Source organism: Bacillus sp. B2-WWTP-C-10-Post-4 (assembly GCF_009183805.1).
Taxonomy (GTDB): Bacteria; Bacillota; Bacilli; order Bacillales; family Bacillaceae_G; genus Bacillus_A; species Bacillus_A cereus.
Genome location: NZ_WEII01000040.1, coordinates 1 through 25799 on the forward strand (window position 1 = coordinate 1; position 25799 = coordinate 25799).

The window sequence follows — 25799 nt, forward strand, 5'->3', positions numbered from 1 at the left end:
TAACTACTATATGAATTATCCCCGTCTACTATATGTAAACATCCCTCCCCTTATTCCACTCTATTACTACGTTCTATATTTTTCTTATTAGCATGAGGTCTCTTACTATCATCTGTCTTACTACTTACTGACCTCTCTAAATCCCTCCGATAGAACCTTCCTAATTACCTACCCGATTCTCAATAGGCTAACGAGATTTATTCCCTTATACATACTAAAAAGCATTTCAAAAGCAGCTCAGCCACTTTTGAAATGCTTTCACTTTATTTTTTTCCGCCATCCTCAGTTACATACGCCCACTTAAAGCTATATTCTGGACTGATGTTATGTTTCACAATTCCTTTTACATTCGGTTTCATTACATACGATCTTCCTGTTTGATATAAAGGAACTAACCCTGCATCTTCTTCAAGGAATAATTTTTCAGCTTTCCCTAACGTTTCCCAGCGTTTTTTCGCATCACTCATTAATTCATTACCTGCTTTTCCTACCATTTCATCGTATTTTGGATTTGAATAACTCATTTGGTTGTACGGGCTCTTCGATTCAAACATATCAATAAATGTCATTGGATCCGCATAGTCTGGACTCCAACCTGCATAAGAAATTTCATAATCTTGCGCAGTTTCTAATTTTAATTTTTGTTTGAACGGCTGAATTTTCGTATTAATCGTTACACCTTTTAAATTTTTCTCAATTTGATCTTTTACATAGTCAGCAATCTTTTTCGCAGTTCCATCATCATAGCTTAGCAATTCAATTGTAACTTGATCTTTTCCAAGTTCTTTTTTCGCTTCTTCCCACGCTGCTGCTCCTTTTTTCGGATTATATTTCAGACCATTTTTAAATGTATCTTGATAATCTTTACCATCTGGCCCTGTCGCAAGTCCTTTTGGAACCAATTGATCTGTTGCTTTTGATCCATTATTTAAAATTACATTCGCCAATCCTTTTTTATCAACTGATAATGCAATTGCTTCACGAAGTTTTTTGCTCTTTAAAGGCGTATCTTGTCCGTTACGTTTTTGATTTAAACGTAAGAAGAATGTACTTGATTCCGCATACTCACCATATTCTTCTTTGTTCGATTTATATTTATCTACAAACTCTCCTGATAGTAATGTAAAATCAATTGATCCTGTATCATATAAGTTTACTTTCGTTGCAACCTCTTTTACTACACTATAGTTAATTTCTTCTAATTTCACAGTCTTTTTATCCCAGTACTTATCATTTTTCTTCAGCTGCCAACCTTGTTCATGTTTCCATGAAGACATAACGAATGGACCGTTATACACAGTTGTATCTGCTTCTAAACCGTACTTATCACCTTTTTCTTTTACGAATTTTTCATTTAATGGATAGTATGATGGGAATGCTAATAAATTTAAGAAATACGGTACCGGTTTTTCTAATTCTACTTCTAGCGTGTAATCATCTACCGCCTTCGCTCCTAATTCAGTTACAGGTTTTTCTCCTTTATTAATCGCTTCTGCATTTTTAATATAGTAAGCAATAAATGCATATTCTGCCGCAGTATTCTTATCAAGTAAGCGCTTCCATGCAAAAACGAAATCTTTCGCTGTTACAGGATCACCATTTGACCATTTTGCATCTTTTCGCAGTTTAAACGTATACTTTTTACCATCTTCACTTTTCGTACTAGACTCTGCCGCAGCAGGAATTGGCTTATTATCTTTATCAAGGCGATATAGGCCTTCCATCGTGTTCCCTAAAATTTGCGAACCTAATGTATCAGTAGATTTAGAAGTATCCATCGTCGGAATTTCTTGGTTTTCCGTACGATTTAATACTTGTTTCGCTGCATATTTAATATCAGATTTTTTTTCTTCCCCACTATTTGATGTAGTAGTCGTTTTCTTTTCCCCACCTGACCCAGAACATGCTGTCAATGCAACACTCATCGCTAAAACTGGTACTACAACTGCCGTTAACTTTTTCATCTTTTTTCTCTTCATTTTTGTACCCTCCCTAATTATATGTACATTACCAATCCTTGAGAGACCCCTTACTAAAGATTTATTTTTCAGAAAATTACAACTAATGTTATTCTACTCTTTTTTTCGCATTTGTAAATAGTTTTATTTTAAATATTCTGTTTTTTTATTTTAGTAGGATTTATCCCCCATCTACTATATGTACATACTATACACCTTATTCGCCTCTATTTAACCACACTAAAAATTAGTATTTTAAGCTCACAAAAAAAGCATTTAAAAGTAGCTAAGCCACTTTTAAATGCTTTTTCAACTCTATTATTTTTCAGTCACATATGCCCACTTAAAGCTAAATTCTGGACTGATATTATGTTTTACTACTCCCTTTACATTTGGTTGTAAAACATAAGAATCTCCTCGTTGATATAAAGGTACAATCGCTACATCTTCTTCAAGTAATGTTTTTTCAGCTTTTCCTAACTCTTCCCAACGTTTTTTCGCATCGCTCATTAATTCCGTTCCAGCTTTTTTCACCATGCCGTCATATTTAGGATCAGAGAAGCTCATTTGGTTATGAGAATGTCCAGTCTCAAACATATCTAAGAACGTCATTGGATCTGCATAATCCGGATTCCATCCGCCATACGAAATATCATATTGTTGTTCAGTTTCTAATTTTAGTTTTTGCTTAAATGGCTGAAGTTTAATATTAACTGTTACACCTTTTAAGTTCTTCTCAATTTGGTCCTTAATATATTCTCCAACTTTTTTCGCATTACCAGTATCATAGTTTAAGAATTCAATTGTAACTTGGTCTTTACCTAGCTCTTTTTTCGCTTCTTCCCAAGCTGCAGCAGCTTTTTTAGCATTTGGTTTTAAACCATTTTTAAACGTTTCTTGGAAGTCTTTACCGTCTGGTCCAGTTGCTAAACCTTTTGGTACTAAGAAGTCAGCTTCTTTTGATCCATCATTTAAAATTACGTTTGCTAAATTCTTTTTATCAACTGATAGTGCAATTGCTTCACGTAACTTTTTACTCTTTAATGGTGTATCTTGTCCATCACGTTTTTGGTTCATACGAATGAAATACGTACTCACTTGTGAATATGTTCCGAATTCATCTTTCTTATTTCTGTATTTATCTACGAACTCTCCAGTTAATAAAGCAAAGTCAACTTGACCGCTATCATATAAATTGATAAGAGTTGCTGGTTCTTTAACAACACTGAAGTTAACTTCTTCAAGTTTTACAGTCTTTTTATCCCAATATTGATCATTTTTCTTTAATTGCCATCCTTGTTCATGCTTCCAATCTTTAAGAACGAACGGTCCATTATAAACTGTTGTATCAGACTCTATACCGAACTTCTCCCCTTTTTCTTTTACGAATTTTTCATTTAATGGGTAGTACGATGGGAATGCTACTAAGTTTAAGAAGTACGGTACCGCTTGCTCTAATTCAACTTCAAGCGTAAGATCATCTACTGCTTTTACTCCTAATTCAGTTACAGGTTTTTCTCCTTTATTTACTACTTCTGCATTTTTAATCGGGAATGCGATAAATGCATACTCAGCAGCTGTTTTTGGATCTAATAGACGTTGCCAAGCGTATACGAAATCTTTCGCCGTTACTGGATCTCCATTTGACCATTTTGCATCTTTACGTAGTTTAAATGTATATTTTTTACCATCTTCACTTTTCGTGCTAGATTCTGCTGCAGCTGGAATAGGCTTATTATCTTTATCAAGACGATATAATCCTTCCATCGTATTCCCTAGCATTTGTGAAGATACTGTATCTGTTGATTTAGAAGAATCCATCGTTGGAATCTCTTGGTTTACTGTTCGATTCAACACTTGTTTTGCCGCTAATTTTTCCTCTGACTTGCTATCTCCACTTGAGTTTGTGCTTGTCTTTTTATCTCCGCCTGATGTAGAACATGCTGTTAACGCCATGCTCATTGCTAAAACCGGTGCTACAACTGCTGTTAGTTTTTTCATTTGTTTCTTTTTCATTTTGTACCCTCCCTAATTCTTAACGATAGCTATTAAAGAATTTTCTGATAATTCTGTTTTTCTCTATATATTTATCAGACGATTCTTACTAATTCTTATTCTACTAATTTTTTAATTTTTGTAAAGTATTATTATTGAAAATTTTTAAAAAATTATTTTTTTACAGTAATATTTATAAAAATTCCATATGTTGTTCAAACCTTATTTTGCATTCATACACATTCGTTGTTTTAATCACTTCGATCTCATTTACCGCTTGAATACTTGTTAATTATTTCTAATAAATAATGCATATATCTAAAAACATCTTTTCTACAAAAATAAAAAAGTCAGCAAAGCTGACTTTTTACCCGGCCATTTTTTTTCGTTTCATTTCCTCTACTACTCTCGTATACTTCTCATCATCAAATTCATTTTCACTTTTTGCAACAACTACAGTTGCAATACCGTTACCAATTAAATTAACGATAGCACGTGCTTCTGACATGAAACGATCTACACCAAGTAATAACGCTAAACCTTCTAATGGGATAACATTCATTGCAGATAGAGTAGATGCTAGTACAATGAATCCCCCGCCGGTTACTGCTGCTGCTCCTTTAGATGTAACTAATAAAATAGCTATTATTGTTAATTGTTGACCTAGTGAAAGGTCGACGTGGAAAACTTGTGCTAAAAATATAGTAGCCATCGATAAATAAATTGTTGTTCCATCTAAGTTAAAAGAATAGCCTGTTGGAATGACTAAACCTACTACCGGTTTCGAACACCCGAAGTCTTCCATCTTTGTCATCATTCGCGGCAGTACTGATTCTGACGATGATGTCCCGAGAACAATAAGTAATTCTTCTTTAATATGCGCTAAATATTTCCACAAACTAAATTTATACAGTTTACAAATAAAATTTAAAACAATAAAAACAAATAATGCCATTGTCGCATATACACAAATCATTAATTTGCCAAGTGGTATGAGCGTGCTTAAACCATACTTCCCAATTGTAAATGCCATCCCACCGAATGCTCCAACCGGTGCTAATTTCATTACAATTGATAAAATGTTAAAAAATACTTTCGATAATCTTTCAAAAAAATCAATAACCGGTTGTCCATTTTTCCCTAACATCGTTAATCCTGCGCCGAATAAAATGGAGAAGAATAACACTTGTAAAATATCACCTTTTGCAAATGCTTCAAACATGTTAGACGGCACAATATGTAAAAAGAAATCCATCCATTTCATTTCTTGCCCGCTTTGTACATATTGTGAAACATCTCCGCCTTTTAGTTTTGAGGGATCTAATCCATCTCCGGGACGCACAACATTTGCTACGATGATACCAATAATTAAAGCAGCTGTTGTAACAATTTCAAAATATAGTAGTGCCTTCCCACCAACACGGCCTACCTTTTTCATACTTCCCATACTTGCAATACCGAGTACAATTGTTAAAAAGATAATCGGTGCAATAACCATTTTAATCATATTGATGAATGTTTCACCAATTGGCTTCATTTGTTGTCCAACACTCGGCCAAATTGCCCCTACTGCAATACCACAAATAATGGCCACAATAACTTGGAATGTTAAATTCTTTGCAATTCTCATTTTTGCTACTCCCCTGTATTTTCATTTCTCCCAAACTATTTTAAGCAATAACATTTATTCTATATGGTAGCCCCCTTGCTACTTAACTTGAACCCTACTATTATGTTACACTATTAACTGAAATTTTAAAATAGTATATAACATTAAAAACTAAATGTCATACCATTAGACAAAAATAAAAAAGCAGACATTTCGTCTGCTTTAATTCTCCTCAATTTGCTTTTCACTTAATCCTAGATGTGTTCTAAGAGTATTACTCAAACTCTGTAGATCTTTTTTATTAGGATTATAATAATATACACGTTGCCCGTTTGGGCCATTAGGTAAGTATAAATCATCACCAGCTAATTGTATTTTTTCAACTGAACCGTTTAAACCGTATTTATAAAAAGATAAAATATCATCCATTACTAAATTTGTTTTAAAATCACCATCAACCGCCTCAACTATTTTTTCTAACTTCGTAATCGATCCTACACTTTTTAATTTACTTAAAATCGCTTCAATAACAAGTTGTTGGCGTTGTCCTCTCATTGCATCACTATCAATATGGCGCGTTCTTGCTAGTGCAAGTGCTTCTTCCCCATTTAATTTTTGTAATCCTTTTTTCAAATGAATCGCTTCAGGTTCATCTTTACTATTTTGCTCCGTAAATTCAACTGGGACATCCACTTCAATACCATCTAACCCATCAACAATTTTAGTAAAGGAACCAAAATTAAATTTCACAAAATAATCAACAGGCACCTGTAACAATTTTTCTACCGCTTCCACAGAAGCTTGCGGTCCTCCATCTTTACCATTTTTAACGAAACCACTTCCATATGCATGGGTTATTTTATCTTTTTTCTTTTCAACTGGAACATATGTATATGTATCACGCGGTATACTCGTTAATTTCACTGTTTTATCATCTTTATTAAAAGTCGCTAACAATAATGCGTCTGTATGAAATGCACCATTATATTCCTTTTGTCGTTCTTGATTTTCATCAATTCCCATAATTAAAAGTGAAACATGATTTGCAATTGGCTTTACAGATTTCTCACGTAAATTGGATTTTTCGCCTCGTGCTAAATTCAAATTAGATTTTTGTACGAGACTAGAAGTTTTCATATATACATAGGCTCCATAGCCAATTCCACCAAATAGTAATACCGCCAGTAGTAAACTTATTATCTTTTTCTTTTTATATTTTTGCTTATTTTTCTCTTCTCTTAAAGATGAATGATTCCCCATTTACTCTCCTCCTGTTTCTATTCACCCAATATGTTTTTCATTTTTTCATATTTAGCGCTATCCTTTTGAAACATACTTTCTTTCAATCCCTTATCTATTTGTATCCATTCAGTCGTAACTGAATATTGAATCAAGCCTTCTTGAAAACTAAGAAATTTCAACATAATCCCTGTATTTTTCTCCACAACCATTTCGAATTTCCCTCTTAAATCTTCAGAGGTGCTAACAGGCATCTCTATGTTGATAACTCCTTCAATTTTGTAACAATCTAATCCAAGATATTTCGTTTCTTTATAATTCCAATCTTTATATCGAATTAACAAATCTGCGAATTCTGATTGAATACTATATTTAGCTAGCCCTACATATTCATCATCATATCTCTTTTTCTCATCTGATTTTCTCACTAACCTTTCCGTAGGATTTAATTTTAATAGTTCATTGTTTCTTTCTTTTGGGTTCCATTTTGTCTCTTTATAGGTATACTTCTCATCATCAAACTCTTTTTTCTTGCCCTCGTTATATATAATTGTTCGTTTTTTCGCTAGTTTATCTTCTTTCGAAGAGATACCTCTTTGTTTCTCCGTATCAATCGCATACTTATATGTTGTAGCAATTCTTGATGAGCTAGAATATTCCTCAAATTGTCCTGAAATATTTTTAAAATAATCAATAGAATCTAGCATTTTTTGATGAATCTTTTCTTTATCTGGATAATGTACATTCGATTTTATTTCTTCTTCATTTTCATAATCAGAAAACGCTTTTTTCTTTACATATTCAAATACTCCACCATTTTGCGCAAAACTTTGTATAGAAAACTCAGACATAGATACCACTGAAAGTATACAAACCGCTGCACTAATTATCATCATATGAATTTTGTAACTCTTCTTTTTTACCTTAAGATTATGTAGCGTACCATTAATCTTTTCATTTAACTCTGGAGGTACTATAACATTTTCATCTTTTATTCTCTTTTTTAATTTCTCATCAAATAATTTTTCATTATCCATCCTTTACACCCCCTATTCCATCTTTAATCGTTTTTGTAGTTGTTCCCTCGCGCGTGACAATCTTGATTTCACTGTTCCTTTCGGTATTTCTAACAGCTTTGCTATACTCTCTTGATTCATGTCTTCATAGTAATAAAGCACCGTAACAGCTCTTAATTCTTCATGTAACGATTGAATCGCATTACACAAATCTATATCTTCATACTGATCACACGCACTCATATTGTAATCATTCTCTTCTGTCACAATTACATTTTTATACGCTCTAATAATATTGTTACACTCATTTATTAGTATTCGAATTAACCAAGTTTGAAAAAATTCTTCTTTTTTTAATTTTTTTATATTTTCATAGGCTTTTAAAATTGTTGTCTGTATCGCATCCTCTATATTTGTCTCATCACGTAACATCGCCTTTGCTATTCGATACATCTTCACTTTTTCTGTATGTATAAGCGCTATAAAGGCTTCATGATCACCTTTTTTCGCTAAAGAAACATCCGTTTCTTCTTTTATAATCATTTTATATAAAGGGATTACTTTCACAATCGCTCCTCCTGTTTCATCCTCACTTCATCACTTCCAATTTAACTTTACATATATTAGACGTATGAACCTAGAAAAAGGTTCACTTTTTTGAATATTTTTTTAATTAAAAAGATAAATATCCTTTATAAGGATGCAATAAACATACTAGTTTAAATTTACAAATAAAAAAAGCCCACTTTCTCAGTGGACTTTCTACTCTATAACGGTAAATCCCTCTTCCTAAATACTACAATCGCTACGATAAAAATACAAAGCGCTACAGCAGTTAAACTTATACTTACCGGCCATATATTATATGATCCTTCAGCAATTTCTTTCGGACGAAACAGCGTGAATAATGATAGGTTTTTCATCCATACTAACTTATCACTTAACTTCCCTACCATATCCAATACGAAAAATAAGATAGTTAAACTCGCTGAATAACTTAGTGCTTTTCTTTCGTCATTACATATACAAGAAAAGAAAAATGAATAGGCACTAACGACTAAAAATATGAGTCCTCCGACTACATTTATCTTCAAAAATAATTCTTTATTTAAGTTATTATCCTCTAAAAACCATTCAGCACCTACTATACCCGCTACATACGTAACCGCTACAATAATCAGTAGTCCTAATATAAGAATAGCCGCTTGCGTAATTGCGATTCGTACTCTAGATACAGGCGTTGCTAGCAAGTATGCCATTGCTCCTTTATCTACATGACGAGCAATTAAATGTGTCGCAACTGTTACGCAAAAAATTGTTAAAATGATAATAAACAATAGACTATAGTATTCGCCCGCTAGAAAATCCATTACGTTTTGAATCGGACTTTCCATACCAACGATTTTTTTCACACTATCAGGCATGGCACCTATTAATTCATTTAGCCCTTTTGCTGATACCATTGACGGGAATATCCAAATTAATAACCACAGATATAAAGCTGCACCAGACGCATAACTCAAAATACTTTTTTGTGTTTCTTTCAAACTAGCTAAAAATAATTGCTTATTCATGCGTTATTCCTTCTTTCTTATCGTAATAATGCATAAATAAATGTTCTAAATCCATCGCTCTCGTTTGAAGTGCCGTTACATTGTAGTTTGAAAGTGTTTGTAAAACAGTTTGATAGTTTCCTTGTACAATGATAGATGCCTCTCTGCCTTTTACCGCTTCAAATTGCAAATTACACTTTGTAAGAGACTCAATCTCTTCTTGTGATGATACTGTTACATCTATCACCTGTCTTCTCATACTTTGTAAATCGTGAATATTTTCAACCGTTACGAGTCGACCATCTTTAATAATAGCTACTCTGTCACAAGTTCTCTCAATTTCAGTGAAAATATGCGAAGACATAAGAATTGTTTTTCCTCTTTGCTTTTCCTCTAATATTAAATCTATAAACACTTGCTGCATAAGTGGATCAAGTCCAGATGTTGGCTCATCTAAAATTAACACCTCTGGATCGTGCATAAATGCAGCGACTATCCCTACTTTTTGCTTCATTCCTTTAGACATTTTGCGAATCTGTGTTTTCACATCAAATTGCAGACGCTCTATTAGTTCATCTCGTCTTTTTGTATCCTTTAATCCACGCATTCCTTGCATTAATTTTAAAAACTCTAATCCGTTCATTCCTTCAATAAAAGAAATTTCACCCGGTAGATAACCAACTTCCCTTTGAATTTTCGCTGCTTCATTCCAACAATCTAATCCAAAAATTGTCGCTTTACCAGCTGTCGGTTTTATAAATCCCATTAAATTACGAATCGTCGTTGATTTTCCAGCACCATTTGGGCCTAAATAACCAAATACTTCTCCCTTTTTTACATCAAATGTAATATGAAACAAACCTTTTCCATTCGAAAACTGTTTTGTGACATCTTGAACTGAAATCATAATTCCACCTCATTTTTTGAAATATTTAATATGTGATATTTCAAAATTATTGTACTCCTCATCTTCCATATTCGCAACAACTTTTTGAAATATTTATTAGTTCATATTTCAAAATTATTGTTTTCCATTATTTTTTCTTGTATATTTTAAGTGAGGTGATTGCATTGAACGGCTTTGAAAGAGTAAAAGAAAAGAAAAAACGTGCCATTAAAGAAGCAGCATTCGTATTATTTTCAGAACGTGGATTTAATGAAGTGAAAATAGAACATATCGCAAAAGAAGCCAACGTTTCTCAAGTTACAATTTATAATCATTTCGGAAGTAAAGATGCGTTATTTAGGGAGCTTATACAAGAATTTATCATATCTGAATTTCAATATTATAAAGATCTTGCAGAAGAAAAATTACCTTTTCATGATATGATGCAAAAAATGATTGTAAGAAAAATGAATACTGGCGGGTTATTTCAACCTGATATGTTACTGCAAATGATGCAAAGGGACGAAGAACTCCGAAAGTTTATTTATAGTTATCAAAATGAAAAAATCTTGCCCTGGTATTTAGAAATATTAGAACGAGCTCAGCGCAAAAACGAAATTAATCCACACCTTACTAAAGAAATGATGTTACTTTACATTCAAATGTTTACTAAATTAGGTGATGATTTTGGGGCACAACTTCTTGAAGGAAATCGCGAAAAACATATACAAGATATAGTCACTATGTTCTTCTATGGTCTTTCTGTTCCACAAAAATAAAAAAGACACGAATTTCGTGTCTTTTTATTTTATAGAAATGACTCTACCTTTTTCACTGCTTTCAATCGCTAATTGAATCAGTTTAATAACATCTAAACCTTCTTTTGCTGTTACAGGTAGTTTCTCACCATTTAATATACTATCTCGCACACCTTTATAATAATTGTCATAACAACCGACTTCTGTTGGAATACGATCTAAGTTTTCTTCTGTTTCTAAAGTAGCAAAATTCTCTTCATCGTCTACTCCATAACCGTTATCACCTGGCTTCATTCCATTTTTTAATTGCTCTTCCTGCGAATCCATACCGTACTTCACGATAGAACCTTTCTCTCCATGCACTATAAAATGCGGTCCAGCTTTTTTCACATAACTGCTACTACGTAAAATGACACGTTTAACTCCGTAATGAAGTACTATGTGGAAATAATCATCCACCTCTGCACCTGGTCGTTGTTTTATTACATCTGCACTTATCGCATCTGGTTTCCCGAATATTGATAACGCTTGGTCAATTAAATGCGATCCTAAATCGTATAATATACCGGAGCCTGGTAGATTTTTTTCTCTCCATCGATCACGTACATGTGGACGGAAACGATCAAAATTCGATTCATATGCGTATACATTCCCTACTCTGTTTTCTCCTAACAATTTCTTAATTGTTAAGAAATCATTATCAAAACGACGATTGTGATATACGCTTAACATTACATTATGCTGCTCTGCTAATGAAATAAGCTTTTCCCCTTCTTCAATTGAGACAACAAATGGTTTTTCTACAACAACATGCTTACCGTTTAAAATTGCTTCTTTTACATATGGAAAATGAGTTGTATTAGGTGATGTAATAACAACTAAGTCAACATCAGCTCGCTTCACCAATTCATCAATTGTACTAACAACATTAGCATTTGGTAATGTTTCTTTTACTACCTCTTCTTTTGAGGATAATACAGCACGAATATCATATTCTTCTATCGTTTGTAATAGTGGGATATGAAATGTCGTACTAGAAAAACCAAATCCTACAATCCCTACACCTATTTTTTTCATGTTACCCCTCCATTTGTCCCGCTTTAACGGGCAGTAAGATTCCTAACCCAAAATTCAGCGAAAGCTAAGGAATTAGGTGAGAAATCAACTGCTTGTTAAAGCCCGATTGGTTCAACTAATAATCAGTGTGGATAAAGAAAATCCCCATTGATTAAAGTTTCACTTTATGAGAACGATTTCATTCGGTTATTATAACAAGATTATTATTATTTACATAATAAATTGCCTAGAAAAAAGCATCTTGCTATTATTCATAGCAAGATGCCCTCTTTATTCTGGTCTTTTCTTCGTCCACGTTTCTACTACTTCACCAGTATCATTAACATCTAGCACTAGGCTACCATTACTATACCGGTCTTTATTTCGATACGCTTTCGGATCAATCTCTTCTACAATGTTTTTCTCTGTCTTCATGTAAACTAATTCATCGTCCCGAACAATTTCAATACCGACAATGCGGTACGGATTACGTTTTAATTCTTTGAAAATAACAAGACCTCGTTTCGCCCTCGTTGATTTTTCAATTTCTGATGCTTTTAGACGTTTTACAGCACCGCGCTGTGTTACGAGAATAAGTTGATCTTTGTCACCATTTAACGGTTTACCAGAAGCGACATAGTCATCTTCTTTTAAATTAATTGCTTTCACGCCAGCAGCTCTTACACCGACTGGACTTACTTCATCTTCATGGAAAATAAGTGCATATGCACCGTGTGTAGCAAGAACGATATCACTCGTTCCATCTGTCGCAAATATATCGACAACTTCATCATCTTTTTTCAAGTTTACAGCAACGAATGCCCTTGAATAACGCTGAACTTTATATTGATTTAATTCTGTTTTCTTTATCATACCATTTCTTGTTACAAATACGATAAATCGTTTTTCTTCCTCAAAGTTCGGTACAACCGTTGCCCAAATGATTGTTTCATCCCGGTCGAGTGAAACGATATTAGCAACGTGCTGACCTAAATCTTTCCAACGAATATCTGGCATTTCGTATACTGGCAGATATATATAGTTTCCTTTATTCGTAAATAAGAGGACTGTCTCTGTCGTATTCGTATCGAATCGTTCAAGTAAGATGTCACCCTCTTTCATACCGAAGTCTTTGCCGTTTGAGGCATTGTGTGAGCGCCATCCAGTACGTTTCACATATCCTTCTTTCGTTACAGTAACGATGACATCTTCTTGTGGGATCATCACTTCTACATCGATTTTAATTTCCTCGATTTGATCTTCAATAATCGCGCGTCGATCATCACTATATGTTTTCTTAACTCTCTTTAAATCTGTTTTAATTACTTGAAGTAATCTTTTTTCACTTTGTAAAATTGCCTGTAGCTCAATAATTTTCTTATTAAGCTCATCTGCTTCTTCTTGTAACGCCGTAATGTCTGTATTCGTTAAGCGATATAATTGCAAGGAAACAATTGCTTCTGCCTGTGCTTCTGTAAAGCCAAATTTTGCACTTAAATTATCTTTCGCGTTACGTTTATCTTTTGAAGCTCTAATTGTTTCAATTACTTGGTCTAAAATCGATAATGCTTTCTTTAAGCCTTCTACAATATGTTGACGATTTTCTGCTTTTCTTAATTCATATTGCGAACGTCTCGTAATAACCTCTTTTTGATGTCCAATATAAGCATCTAAAATTTTCGGTAATGTCATAAGTGTTGGACGACGATTATTGATCGCTACCATATTAAAGTTATATGGAATTTGCAAATCTGTATTTTTATATAAATAATTTAAAATACCTTCAGCGTTTGCTTCTTTCTTTAATTCAACAACAATTCGTAAACCAGTACGATCTGTCTCATCACGCACTTCAGCAATACCATCTAACTTTTTATCTAGACGTAATTCATCCATTTTCTTTACAAGATTTGCCTTATTCACTTCGTAAGGAATTTCAGTGATTACAATTTGTTGTTTCCCACCGCGCACTGTTTCAACTTCTGCTTTTCCGCGAATAATAATTTTACCTTTACCTGTTTCATACGCCTTTTTAATACCATCAATCCCCTGAATAATACCGCCTGTTGGGAAATCTGGTCCTTTCATAACTGTTAATAAATCATCAACAGTACTATTTGGCTTATCAATACGCATCATTGTAGCATCAATAACTTCTCCAAGATGATGCGGAGGAATTTCTGTTGCATAACCAGCGGAAATCCCTGTAGATCCGTTCACTAATAAATTCGGGAACGCTGCTGGTAATACAACCGGTTCTTCACTCGTATCATCAAAGTTTGACACGAATTCAACTGTTTCTTTATCAAGATCACGTAATAATTCAGATGCGATTGGTGATAAACGAGCTTCCGTATAACGCATCGCTGCCGCTGGGTCCCCATCAACACTACCGTTATTACCATGCATTTCAACTAAAACATTTCGTACTTTCCAAGTTTGGCTTAAGCGTACCATTGCTTCATATACAGAGGAATCTCCATGTGGATGATAATTACCGATAACATTACCTACTGTTTTAGCTGATTTACGAAACGCTTTATCATGTACATTACCTTCTACATACATAGAATATAAAATACGTCTTTGTACTGGCTTTAAGCCATCACGTGCATCTGGAAGTGCACGATCTTGAATAATATATTTACTATAACGTGCAAATCGATCACCTAACACGTCTTCAAGCGGGAGGTCATGAAACTTCTCTGCTTGCATGTTATTCCACCTCCGTCTCCATAATCATTTCATTTTCTAAAATATTTCCTTCTTCTTGCATACCAAACTGTACATTACGTTCAATCCATTTACGGCGCGGTTCTACTTTATCGCCCATTAATGTTGTAACGCGACGCTCTGCTCTTGCTGCATCATCAATTTTCACGCGAATTAATGTACGCGTTTCAGGATTCATTGTTGTTTCCCATAATTGATCCGCATTCATTTCACCAAGTCCTTTATAACGTTGTAACATATAGCCTTTTCCAACTTTTTTCGTTACACCGTCTAATTCCTCATCTGACCAAGCGTATTCAATTATCTCACTCTTACCTTTTCCTTTACTTACTTTGTATAAAGGAGGAAGTGCGATAAACACTTTACCAGCTTCGATAAGTGGCTTCATATATCTGTAGAAGAACGTTAATAACAATACTTGAATATGAGCCCCATCCGTATCGGCATCGGTCATAATTACAACTTTATCGTAGTTAATATCTTCAACATCAAATTCATTTCCTACACCGCCGCCAATCGCATAAATGATTGTATTAATCTCTTCATTTTTAAAGATATCAGCAAGCTTTGCTTTTTCTGTATTAATTACTTTACCACGTAACGGTAACACGGCCTGGAAACGTCGGTCTCGCCCTTGTTTCGCAGAACCACCGGCAGAGTCACCCTCTACTAGGTACAGTTCATTTTTTTGCGGGTTACGTGATTGTGCAGGTGTTAATTTCCCGCTTAACGTACCTTCTGATTTTTTCTTTTTCTTACCACTACGCGCTTCTTCTCTTGCTTTACGGGCTGCTTCACGGGCTTGTGCTGCTTTAATTGCTTTTCTCACAAGAAGTGTAGCTACATCAGGATTTTCTTCTAAAAAGTATGCTAAATGCTCAGATACAATGGCATCAATTGAAGAACGCGCTTCACTTGTACCTAGTTTTCCTTTCGTTTGCCCTTCAAACTGAAGCACTTCTTCTGGTACACGTACCGAAACGATAGCCGCTACACCTTCACGAATATCTGTGCCTTCTAAGTTTTTATCTTTTTCTTTTAATAGTGCTACTTTACGAGCATACTCGTTAAACACACGCGTCATCGCTGTTTTAAATCCAGCTTCGTGTGTTCCACCATCTTTTGTACGTACGTTATTTACAAACGATAAAATGTTTTCTGAGTAGCCATCGTTAAATTGAAATGCTAGTTCTGCTTCAATTCCATTTTGTTCACCAGTGAAATATACAACTGGATGAATGGAATCTTTTTCTTCGTTTAAATATGAAACGAAAGCTTCAATTCCCGTTTCATAATGAAATACATCCTCTAAATCATTTCGCTCATCTTTTATCGAGATTTTCATTCCTTTTAATAAGAATGCAGATTCACGTAATCTCTCACATAATGTTTCATAATTATAATTTGTTGTGCTGAAAATCGTTGTATCTGGTTTGAAATGCATCGTAGTACCAGACTCTTTCGTCTTCCCGATTTTCTCAAGCGTCGTTACAGGAACACCGCCATTTTCAAAGCGTTGTTCGTAAATATTTCCGTCACGCTTAATCGTTACGACTAACCATTCTGATAAGGCATTTACAACCGATGCCCCAACACCGTGCAAACCACCACTCGTTTTGTAACCACCTTGACCAAACTTACCACCGGCATGAAGTACAGTTAAAATAACTTCAGGTGTAGGTTTCCCAAGTTTATGCATTCCCGTAGGCATTCCTCGCCCTTTATCTATAACGCTAATACTATTATCTTTATGTATTACGACTGAAATTTCGTCGCCAAATCCCGCTAACGCTTCGTCAACGGAGTTATCTACTATTTCATATACTAAATGATGCAATCCACGGCTGTCCGTGCTCCCGATATACATACCCGGGCGTTTTCGAACGGCTTCAAGTCCTTCTAACACTTGAATCGCATCTTCATTATATTGGAACTGATGCTTCGCCAAACTCCTTGCCCCTTTCCTAATCCAAAATCAGAACATATGTTTCTATTATAGAATAACGCCTCGACTATAGTTTTGGCAAGTTATCTTATCTCTTTTATATACCATTTTCAATAGAAAAATCCTTGTTTTCTCACAAGGATTCCTCTAGGCTACTATTTCAGAAAAATAATCGTTTGTCAACGAGAAATGGATATGTATTCCAAGATTACACATTCCAAACCTTTATTATGATCCAAATGATCAAGATCCAAAATGGGATTACAAATAACAACCCCCAAAAACAGCCTTTAAAAAATCTCATGATGAACACCTCGTTCATCGGCCCTACTTATCTATAATGAGGGCTGAATCAATCTTTCTACCTTTAAATCTATACTATTTTGTCATCGCATGTTCTACTTTAATACAACGATCCATTATTACAGTATAGTCTTTTTCTTTTAAAAATTTATATGTATCCTCATCTTGTACTCCTAATTGTGCCCAAAAAACATCTGCATCAATCTCTACGAATTCTTTTGCAACATCCATTAAAAACTCTGAGCGACGAAATACATTTACTATGTCAACGTGTTCCTTAATATCCTTTAGTGAAGAAACTGCCTTTTCTCCAAGCACCTCATCTACTGTTGGATTAACTGGAATAATGCGGTATCCAGCATCTTGCATTGCTTTTGAAACCATATACGATGTACGTTCTGGCTTATCTGATAATCCAACAACCGCAATTGTTTTGCTTTTCTTTAACACTTCACCAATTTCCGTACGAGTTGGGTTTTCAATTGTCATAATTAATCCCTCCTATTCCTTTAGTATAGCCGATAAAGAAAGTCTCTTTCAATATGAAAGAGACTTTCTTTTATTTCAATTATTGATTCTTTGTAGCTGAATTATCTGCTAAAGTAGCCGATTTCGTCATTTTTTGACCGTTACGGTAGAATGTAACTTCTACTTTCTCGCCTACTTTTTTCTTTTCATATAAATATTTACGGAATTGAAGCGCATTCTCTACTTTTTGATTATCTAATGCTACTACGATATCATATTGCTCTAAACCAGCTTTTTCAGCCGGTGATATTGGGTAAATTTTACCTAATACAACACCATTAGTTACTTCTTTCGGTACTTTCAATTGATTGACTGCATAAGCTTGCACATCTTCTAATGAAACGACACCTACTCCAAGCGCTGGACGTTTCACTACTCCGTCTTTTTCAAGTGATTCAATAACTGGCTTTGCGATATTAATTGGAATAGCAAATCCAATTCCTTCAACTTCTTGTTGTGCAATTTTACTTGAGTTAATCCCAATTATTTCACCATTTTGGTTAAATAATGCACCACCACTGTTACCAGGGTTAATCGCTGCATCTGTTTGAATAACTTGTGCTTGCCAATCTGGTCGTTTATCGCCATCAATATCAACTGGAATTTCACGTTCTTTACTACTGATTATACCTTCCGTTACACTTCCATCAAAACCTAGTGGGTTACCGATTGCAATTGCTTTTTCACCCGCGCGGATTTTACTTGAGTCACCTAAAGTTGCAACTTTATTCACATTAGCCCCGTCAATTTCAACAACAGCTAAGTCTAACCAAGGATCTTTCCCTACTAACTTTGCATCTACCTTTTTACCATCACTTAGTTTTACAGCAAGTTTATTTGCACCATCTACTACGTGGTTGTTTGTTACGATATATGCTTTATTCCCTGCTTTTTTATAAATAACACCTGATCCTGAACCAGCTTGTTGTTCTTGACCTGTCGGTTGCATTGCAAATGGATCAACACTTTGTTGCATATTAATAACACCTACAACAACATCTTTCGCCCCTTCAATCATACCAGGTAAATCAGTTTCATTTTTCGCTTTATTTACAACAGGAACTACAGTACCTTCTACTTTTGAATCCGAACTAAGTGATGATACTGGCGCTCCATTATTTTGAGCCCATGGCATATATGGTGCTGCAAAACTAATCGAAACCGCTCCGACTACAGCCCCCACTAAACCTGTGAAGAAATAGCCTTTTTTACTACCTGATTTTCTCACTTCTCTCGTTTCACTATGCTCTTCATTTAAATTTGGTCCGTCGTAATATCCCATGTTTTATTTCCCCTCTCTGGTGAATTCGTATTTTCAGTATAGTCACGTTTTGTGTCCTTCTTGTGAACTCATCGTGAAATCTAATTAAAAAAATACTCCTATCTAACATTGTAGACAAAAAAAGTATTTTTTGTACATTCTACCTTCAAAAGAGAGTATAAAATCGCCATTTCCCTAGGCTAAATTACACAAATCGTTCTAGATTATTCTTCAAATTTATAACCAACTCGAATAACAGTACCGATATGCTTTGCTTTATCTCCTAGCTTATTTCGAAGTTTTTTAATATGGGTATCAACCGTTCTGTCATCACCGTAATAGTCATATCCCCATAACTGATCTAATAAATGTTGACGTGATAACACGATTCCTTTGTTCTCCATTAAATACACAAGAAGTTCAAATTCTTTATGTGTCAATATAATTTCTTCTCCATCTACTAAAACAGTTCTAGATAGACGATTTACTTCTATTCCAGCTAAAGACATAGCATTTTCTTCCGCTACTCCTACCGCACCATCCGCACGTTTCAATAACGTCTTTGCGCGAGCTACTAATACTTTCGGGCTAAATGGTTTCGTTACATACTCGTCTGCACCTAATTCGAAACCTAGCAATGTATCATCCTCATCCGAACGTGCTGTCAACATAATAATTGGTACTGCTGATTCTTTTCTAATTCTTCTACAAACAGACCATCCATCTATTTCCGGTAACATAATATCTAACATAATTAAATCAATTTCATGCTCTGCAAATAACTCTAACGCTTTTTTTCCATCTTCTGCTTCGATTACTTCAAAGCCTTCATTACGAAAATAATCACTAACAATTTCACGTAATCTTCTTTCATCTTCAACAAGCAATACTGTTTTATTCATATAATCTATCCCGCCTTTTTACTCTTTCAATCGAATAATACGTTGATTGGAGCTTCCGCGAAATGGAAGTGCTAAATCTTTTTTCTCAATTTCAAACCTTCCATCGACTAAAACATCCCCATAATGTAACAACTCTATCATATCATTATTTTGAGAACTCTGTATCTCTTCTAACGTATAACCTGTATACATCCATAGGTTTTTTTTCAAATCTTTTACGATTTTTGCTACCTTTTTCACTTCAGCAGCTTGAAAAAATGGATCTCCACCTGAAAATGTTACATCAGTTAATGGATTACTTGCAATCTCTTTCACAATTTCTTCTACTGTCATTTCCGTTCCATTGCAAATATTCCACGATTTCGGATTATGGCAACCAACGCAACGATGCGGACAGCCCGCAAAAAACACGACTGTCCGCAATCCTTCTCCATCTACTACACTATCATGAATAATATTCATCACTTTCATTTATGTTTCACCCGATCTATCTCTTCACTACGTTTCGCACTATTCCACTTCGACATATCTCCTACAAGATAGCCTGTTATACGGCGAATTCTTTCTATATTAGCCTCATCTTTATTCCCGCAACTTGGACATTCATTCCCAATAACCCCGTGATAACTACAGCACTTACAACGGTCAACAGGATGATTAATTGAACCGTATCCAACGCCATGTTCTGCCATGGCTTGTACAATTTGTTTTAATGCCTTTTTGTTATGCATTGCTGCTCCATCTAGTTCAATATAAGTAATGTGTCCTCCATTACAGAGAGCATGGAACGGGCCTTCTAAACGGATTTTATTTATCGCTTGAATGTTATAATAAACTGGAATATGGAATGAATTCGTATAGTAATTATGGTTCGTTATACCGTTAATTTCACCAAATTCTTCTCTATCTTTTTTCACAAACTTCCCTGATAATCCTTCTGCTGGAGTTGCAATTACTGAGAAATTCAGTTGATGTTCTTCTGTCGCTTTATCCATTCTATCTCTCATAAAGGAAATAATTTCATACCCAAGTTTCCATGATTCTCCATCTTCCCCATGATGCTTTCCTGTTAAAGCTACTAAACATTCGGCAAGACCGATAAAACCAATACTTAACGTCCCTTGTTTTAAAATCGAGGCTACGGAGTCTTCAGGCTGCAACGTTTCTCCACCACGCCATACACCTTGTGAATATAAAAACTGAAAATCTCTTGCTCGCTTCGTACATTGATACGCATATCTTTCTAATAGCTGCTTAATTCCTAAATCTAAATAATAGTTTAGCGCTTCAAAAAACGCTTCTTTTGAACCACTAATTAACGCTAATTTCACTAAATTAATAGACGTAAATGATAAATTCCCTCTACCAATCGCTGTTTCTTCTCCATGTATATTAGACATAACACGGGTACGACATCCCATGTAACATACTTCACTTTCTGGTCTTCCATCATAATGTACTGCATTAAACGGAGCATCTAAAAATGAAAAGTTAGGGAACAATCGTTCAGCCGTTGTCTCTAATGCTAATTCAAATAAATCGTAGTTCGGATCACTTTCTTCAAAATTCACACCTTTTTTCATCTTGAAAATTTGAATCGGAAAAATCGGTGTCTCTCCTTTACCAAGTCCAGCTTGTGTCGCTTTTAAAAGTTGTTTAATTAACATTCTTCCTTCTTTTGATGTATCTGTTCCGTAATTAATAGAAATAAACGGGACTTGTCCTCCGCCCCTACTATGCATACTATTTGAATTATGAACGAAAGCCTCACACGCTTGATACGTATCATTTTCCGTTTCTTTCCATGCGAATTCTTCTATTTGTTCTTTCGTAAGCGGATATGATTGTAATCGTTTTTTATGTCTCTCAATTGTTTTTCGTACATAAGGTGCTAAATCAATATCAAAGAGTGCAAACGATTGACCACCATGCTGCATATTTTGATTCGCTTGAAAAATAATAGACGAAAGAGCCAATGCACTTTTAATGTCTTGCGGTTGTCTCATATGTCCATGTCCAGTATGAAAACCGTTAGCAAGCATTTGCGCTAACGGAATTTGTGAACAAGTCGTCGTTCCTGTCGCATAAAAATCTAAATCATGTGGATATAATATATTTTCATTTATCGCTTTTTTCACTTGATCTGACAATAAATTCTCAACAGCATAATATTTTGCACTCTCAGATGCGAACGTTCCCATTACGCCCATTGGAGAGCGGCCGTCTACATTTGCATTTTCTTGCATTAAATCTTGTTCATTGCCGTGGACTATTGTCTCGAACACTTTCATTAATTCTTCTTCTCCACGTGTATTATTTTGTAACATTTATAACCCTCCACCAATATGTTGTTATCTTTTGATTAAAATGTTACTACATATAGTCTTACTGTTTCTGTGAGAAATGTAACATTACTGTGAAATTTTTTTCACGAAATAATGAATTTTTCATTTACAAAAAAGAAATGTGCTCTTTACAAATGTATGGTACAATATACGGGAAAAACTCTTTTTACCCTTTATCAACACATTTGAATAAAGGAGACTGAACTTATGGTTACTACATATCTTTTATTTATCGTTGCCTACTTACTTGGCTCGATTCCATTTGCACTAGTTGTTGGAAAAATCGGCTACGGAATCGATATTCGTGAGCATGGGAGCGGTAATCTAGGCGGAACAAACACATTCCGCACATTAGGGAAAAAAGCAGGTTTTACCGTTACAATTGCTGACATTTTAAAAGGGACATTAGCAACAAGTCTACCAATGATTTTCGGATTAGATATTCATCCACTATGGTTCGGGTTAGCGGCTGTTCTTGGACATGTCTATCCAATCTTCGCGAAATTCCGCGGTGGTAAAGCAGTTGCAACTTCTGCTGGGGTGCTATTATGCTATTCACCAGTTGTTTTTGCAATATTGGCTGTTGTATTTTTCACCCTTTTATTTACAACAAGATACGTATCACTTTCTTCTATGGTAACAGCAGTTGTTGCTGTTATTGCATCCATTGTTAGCGGGGATAAAATCTTCATTATTGCGATGTGTTTATTAGCAGGTATGGTTATTTATAAACACCGTGCAAATATCGGACGAATTATAAATAAAACTGAACCAAAAGCAAACTTTTCAAAAAAGCAAAAATAAGATCGTAACCCACATAACGCAAAAAGAAAACGTGAAGCATATTAATAGCGTCTTTTTGCGTTATTTTTTATACTAAAGAAAAAGCAACATAATTTGGAGGAACTATACATGAATCTTTCCGTAACAAAAGAAGCAGCACAATGGTATAAAAATGAATTAAACTTACAATCAAATGAAACACTACGCTTTTTCGTACAATACGGTGGTTGCAGTACTGTGCAAAAAGGACTTTCTTTAGGGATTCGTAAAGATGATCCTGCACATCCTGCTGTTCAAATTCAAGAAGAAGGTATTAACTTCTTTATTGAAGGCGATGATGAATGGTTCTTCGATGGACATAATTTATCTGTTACACTTAACGAAGGTGACGACTTCCCACAATTTAATTATGAAAAATAAAAAAACGTGGCTTCTGCCACGCTTTTTTATTTTTTCTTAATTTCCTCATATTTCGCATACCACTCAGGATATAACTTTTTAAATGATACAGGGCGGAACCCTTCTTTTTTCGCACAAATATTCGTCGTACTTGCAGTAATACAAAGTTCACCATCACCATTATATATTTCATATCCATATACAACGCGAAGTGGGCTGACAGTATCTACCCATGTTTTTACGATTGCTTTTTCTCCGTAACGCATCGCTTTACGGTATGAAATTTGTAAATCTAACACAGGAGAAATAATTCCTTCTTTCTCCATTTCAACATATGAAAAACCTAAATCTTGTATAAGTTTCGTGCGACCTAACTCAAGCCACACTAAGTAGTTTGAATGGTAAACAACACCCATTTGATCTGTTTCCGCATAACGGATTTCAACTTCATGTTCTGCTACAAACATATGTATATTCGCCTTCTTTCACTTCTGCTACCTTGCATACATTTAATCATAATACAGTGACATCAAAAATAAAATAAAAATAGTGAATCTTTTCCCGAAAGGAGCAAGCATATGATTCAAATTGTAACGGTTCGTAGCGGTGATAGCGTATATAGCTTGGCATCAAAATATGGATCAACACCTGACGAAATAGTAAAAGACAATGGACTAAATCCCGCTGAAACGCTCGTTGTTGGTCAGGCACTTATCGTTAATACGAAAGGAAATAATTATTATGTACAGCCTGGTGACAGCCTCTATCGGATTTCTCAAACATATAATGTCCCCCTCGCTAGTTTAGCTAAAGTTAATAATTTATCTTTAAAATCTATTCTCCATGTCGGACAACAATTATATGTACCAAAAGGCACAAAACGAGCTGTAGAATCCATCGCTTATTTACAACCTTCCACTATACCGATTAAAGAGAGTTTAGTTAATGCTACACGTGCCATCAATCCATTTTTAACATATTTAGCTTATTTTAGTTTTGAGGCAAAAAGAGATGGCACATTAAAAGAACCTACTGAAACAGCTAAAATTGCTAATATTGCAACGCAAGGGCAAACAATCCCTATGCTCGTTATTACAAATATTGAAAATGGTAATTTCAGTGCCGATCTAACATCGGTTATTTTACGCGACGCAACGATTCAAAACAAATTTATTACTAACATTTTGCAAACAGCTGAAAAATATGGCATGCGAGACATTCATTTCGATTTCGAGAGTATAGCACCCGAAGACCGCGAGGCGTATAATCGCTTTTTACGAAATGTAAAAACACGCTTACCTAGCGGGTACACATTAAGCACAACTCTCGTACCGAAGACAAGTTCAAATCAAAAGGGAAAGTTTTTCGAAGCCCATGATTATAAAGCGCAAGGGCAAATTGTTGATTTCGTCGTCATTATGACATATGACTGGGGGTGGCAGGGCGGGCCACCAATGGCAATCTCTCCTATCGGTCCTGTAAAAGAAGTACTTCAATACGCAAAATCTCAAATGCCTCCCCAAAAAATTATGATGGGGCAAAACTTATACGGATTCGATTGGAAACTTCCGTTCAAACAAGGGAATCCACCAGCAAAAGCAGTTAGCTCTGTCGCAGCTGTTGCACTTGCTCGTAAATATAATGTTCCTATCCGCTATGATTTCACAGCTCAAGCTCCACATTTTAATTACTTTGACGAAAATGGCGTACAACATGAAGTTTGGTTTGAAGATGCGAGGTCTATTCAAAGTAAATTCAATTTAATGAAAGAGCAGGGCATTGGCGGTATTAGTTATTGGAAGATTGGCTTGCCATTTCCACAAAATTGGCGTTTACTTGTTGAAAACTTTACGATTACGAAAAAGGGCTGACAAAAGTCAGCCCTTTTTGTACATTTTGTTAAGATTCATCTTTGATTTCACTTTTTAATGAGTCAATACTTTCTAAACGTCTTTGATTTTTTGCTTCAATAGCAGCACGATCTTTTTCATTAGAAAGTTCCGCTGTTTCTTTTGCTTCATTAAAGTTATCAACTGTATTTTGCACCATTTCTTGTAACTTTTCAGCGTTGTCACTTCGATTATCTGGATTTGGCATGTACTTCCCTCCTAATATTGTATATACACACCATCTTAAATTACCTATCTTTCCTCAAATTTATACATAAAAAAGGAGAATGTAATATTCTCCTTTTCTTTAACCATTATCAACAATCGGTTGTTTACCTGTTTGATCTTGCATTTGCTTTCCTTTATTTCCACCAGCTTTTTTTGATTGTGTTCCAATATGATTCGGTGCAAAGTCTTTTGAATTTTTTTTCGGATTACCCATTACTATCGCCTCCTTAACACTAGTATCGTACTAGTGTTAAGAATTATTCAGCTTGCTTAAAAAGTTTCATTTCATAACGTTTTTCAATGCGCTCTTCAATGCGATCAATTGCCTCACGATCGCTTAATAATTGTTGTTTATTTTCATTTACAAGTTCTTCAAACGATTTACGGCGACTTCTTCTCATGTTGTTCACCCT

Annotated in this window: 24 protein-coding genes; 4 read left to right on the forward strand and 20 right to left on the reverse strand. The window is 34.9% G+C overall.

The annotated features are described in order from the left end of the window. Positions 1–263: 263 nt before the first annotated feature. The 8 genes from GBN78_RS16505 to GBN78_RS16540 all read right to left on the reverse strand — a co-directional run bounded on the left by GBN78_RS16505 (position 264) and on the right by GBN78_RS16540 (position 10277). A complete protein-coding gene (locus tag GBN78_RS16505) occupies positions 264–1979 on the reverse strand; it encodes a peptide ABC transporter substrate-binding protein (protein WP_000823472.1) in 1716 nt (571 codons plus the stop codon). Between the two features lie 297 nt (positions 1980–2276). Continuing rightward, on the reverse strand, positions 2277–3974 hold the full coding sequence (locus GBN78_RS16510) for a peptide ABC transporter substrate-binding protein (RefSeq protein ID WP_044584750.1): 1698 nt from the start codon (positions 3972–3974) through the stop codon (positions 2277–2279). A gap of 346 nt (positions 3975–4320) precedes the next feature. Then, on the reverse strand, positions 4321–5583 hold the full coding sequence (locus tag GBN78_RS16515) for a dicarboxylate/amino acid:cation symporter (RefSeq protein WP_001216973.1): 1263 nt from the start codon (positions 5581–5583) through the stop codon (positions 4321–4323). A 201-nt stretch (positions 5584–5784) separates the two neighbouring features. Continuing rightward, positions 5785–6822, reverse strand: coding sequence for an LCP family protein (locus tag GBN78_RS16520; protein ID WP_152127531.1), 1038 nt, complete (start codon positions 6820–6822; stop codon positions 5785–5787). 17 nt (positions 6823–6839) lie between these two features. Next, positions 6840–7838 (reverse strand): anti-sigma factor, encoded by a 999-nt coding sequence (locus tag GBN78_RS16525; protein WP_098617163.1) that lies wholly within the window; start codon positions 7836–7838, stop codon positions 6840–6842. Between the two features lie 12 nt (positions 7839–7850). Next, positions 7851–8384 carry an RNA polymerase sigma factor gene (locus GBN78_RS16530; protein WP_000864723.1) on the reverse strand — a complete coding sequence of 178 codons (534 nt, stop codon included), beginning with the start codon at positions 8382–8384 and terminating at the stop codon, positions 7851–7853. 200 nt (positions 8385–8584) lie between these two features. Beyond that, positions 8585–9391: an ABC transporter permease subunit gene (locus GBN78_RS16535; RefSeq protein WP_152127532.1), complete on the reverse strand. Its 807-nt coding sequence runs from the start codon at positions 9389–9391 to the stop codon at positions 8585–8587. Continuing rightward, positions 9384–10277, reverse strand: a complete 894-nt coding sequence (locus tag GBN78_RS16540) for an ABC transporter ATP-binding protein (RefSeq protein ID WP_000626582.1) — start codon at positions 10275–10277, stop codon at positions 9384–9386. The genes GBN78_RS16535 and GBN78_RS16540 overlap by 8 nt, the downstream gene beginning before the upstream one ends. Before the next feature lie 155 nt (positions 10278–10432). On the opposite strand from GBN78_RS16540, the gene GBN78_RS16545 reads away from it, so the two are divergent. Continuing rightward, a complete protein-coding gene (locus GBN78_RS16545) occupies positions 10433–11035 on the forward strand; it encodes a TetR/AcrR family transcriptional regulator (RefSeq protein ID WP_118043338.1) in 603 nt (200 codons plus the stop codon). A gap of 24 nt (positions 11036–11059) precedes the next feature. On the opposite strand, the gene GBN78_RS16550 is transcribed toward GBN78_RS16545, so the two are convergent. The 8 genes from GBN78_RS16550 to GBN78_RS16585 all read right to left on the reverse strand — a co-directional run bounded on the left by GBN78_RS16550 (position 11060) and on the right by GBN78_RS16585 (position 22069). Next, positions 11060–12091 (reverse strand): oxidoreductase, encoded by a 1032-nt coding sequence (locus GBN78_RS16550; protein WP_152127533.1) that lies wholly within the window; start codon positions 12089–12091, stop codon positions 11060–11062. A 270-nt stretch (positions 12092–12361) separates the two neighbouring features. Then, positions 12362–14785 (reverse strand): DNA topoisomerase IV subunit A, encoded by a 2424-nt coding sequence (gene parC / locus GBN78_RS16555; RefSeq protein WP_001147463.1) that lies wholly within the window; start codon positions 14783–14785, stop codon positions 12362–12364. Position 14786: 1 nt separating this feature from the next. After that, complete coding sequence (parE, locus tag GBN78_RS16560; protein ID WP_001062201.1) at positions 14787–16751, reverse strand: DNA topoisomerase IV subunit B; 1965 nt, start codon at positions 16749–16751, stop codon at positions 14787–14789. A gap of 375 nt (positions 16752–17126) precedes the next feature. Continuing rightward, positions 17127–17540 carry a CoA-binding protein gene (locus GBN78_RS16565; protein WP_000151387.1) on the reverse strand — a complete coding sequence of 138 codons (414 nt, stop codon included), beginning with the start codon at positions 17538–17540 and terminating at the stop codon, positions 17127–17129. Between the two features lie 79 nt (positions 17541–17619). Continuing rightward, complete coding sequence (locus GBN78_RS16570; protein ID WP_152127534.1) at positions 17620–18861, reverse strand: S1C family serine protease; 1242 nt, start codon at positions 18859–18861, stop codon at positions 17620–17622. 203 nt (positions 18862–19064) lie between these two features. Then, positions 19065–19742 carry a response regulator transcription factor gene (locus GBN78_RS16575; RefSeq protein WP_001044679.1) on the reverse strand — a complete coding sequence of 226 codons (678 nt, stop codon included), beginning with the start codon at positions 19740–19742 and terminating at the stop codon, positions 19065–19067. Positions 19743–19760: 18 nt separating this feature from the next. Further along, on the reverse strand, positions 19761–20213 hold the full coding sequence (gene nrdG / locus GBN78_RS16580; RefSeq protein WP_000867077.1) for an anaerobic ribonucleoside-triphosphate reductase activating protein: 453 nt from the start codon (positions 20211–20213) through the stop codon (positions 19761–19763). Further along, the gene (locus tag GBN78_RS16585; RefSeq protein WP_000940073.1) at positions 20210–22069 is read right to left on the reverse strand and encodes an anaerobic ribonucleoside triphosphate reductase; all 1860 of its coding nucleotides are present in this window, start codon (positions 22067–22069) and stop codon (positions 20210–20212) included. The genes nrdG and GBN78_RS16585 overlap by 4 nt, the downstream gene beginning before the upstream one ends. A 225-nt stretch (positions 22070–22294) precedes the next feature. On the opposite strand from GBN78_RS16585, the gene plsY reads away from it, so the two are divergent. After that, on the forward strand, positions 22295–22891 hold the full coding sequence (plsY, locus tag GBN78_RS16590) for a glycerol-3-phosphate 1-O-acyltransferase PlsY (protein ID WP_000258974.1): 597 nt from the start codon (positions 22295–22297) through the stop codon (positions 22889–22891). 108 nt (positions 22892–22999) lie between these two features. Next, positions 23000–23290, forward strand: a complete 291-nt coding sequence (locus tag GBN78_RS16595) for a HesB/YadR/YfhF family protein (RefSeq protein ID WP_001054453.1) — start codon at positions 23000–23002, stop codon at positions 23288–23290. Positions 23291–23316: 26 nt separating this feature from the next. Here the strand turns inward: GBN78_RS16595 and GBN78_RS16600 are convergent, their stop codons facing one another. Then, on the reverse strand, positions 23317–23736 hold the full coding sequence (locus GBN78_RS16600; protein ID WP_000495812.1) for an acyl-CoA thioesterase: 420 nt from the start codon (positions 23734–23736) through the stop codon (positions 23317–23319). Between the two features lie 111 nt (positions 23737–23847). Here GBN78_RS16600 and GBN78_RS16605 point away from each other — a divergent pair, with 111 nt between their 5' ends. Further along, on the forward strand, positions 23848–25140 hold the full coding sequence (locus GBN78_RS16605) for a glycoside hydrolase family 18 protein (RefSeq protein WP_000614861.1): 1293 nt from the start codon (positions 23848–23850) through the stop codon (positions 25138–25140). A gap of 28 nt (positions 25141–25168) precedes the next feature. Here GBN78_RS16605 and tlp read toward each other — a convergent pair whose 3' ends face one another. The 3 genes from tlp to GBN78_RS16620 all read right to left on the reverse strand — a co-directional run bounded on the left by tlp (position 25169) and on the right by GBN78_RS16620 (position 25787). Further along, complete coding sequence (tlp, locus tag GBN78_RS16610; RefSeq protein ID WP_001133511.1) at positions 25169–25366, reverse strand: small acid-soluble spore protein Tlp; 198 nt, start codon at positions 25364–25366, stop codon at positions 25169–25171. Positions 25367–25465: 99 nt separating this feature from the next. Further along, positions 25466–25600: an acid-soluble spore protein SspN gene (sspN, locus tag GBN78_RS16615; protein WP_000527987.1), complete on the reverse strand. Its 135-nt coding sequence runs from the start codon at positions 25598–25600 to the stop codon at positions 25466–25468. A 43-nt stretch (positions 25601–25643) separates the two neighbouring features. Then, the gene (locus GBN78_RS16620; RefSeq protein WP_001254703.1) at positions 25644–25787 is read right to left on the reverse strand and encodes an FbpB family small basic protein; all 144 of its coding nucleotides are present in this window, start codon (positions 25785–25787) and stop codon (positions 25644–25646) included. Positions 25788–25799 lie beyond the last annotated feature (12 nt).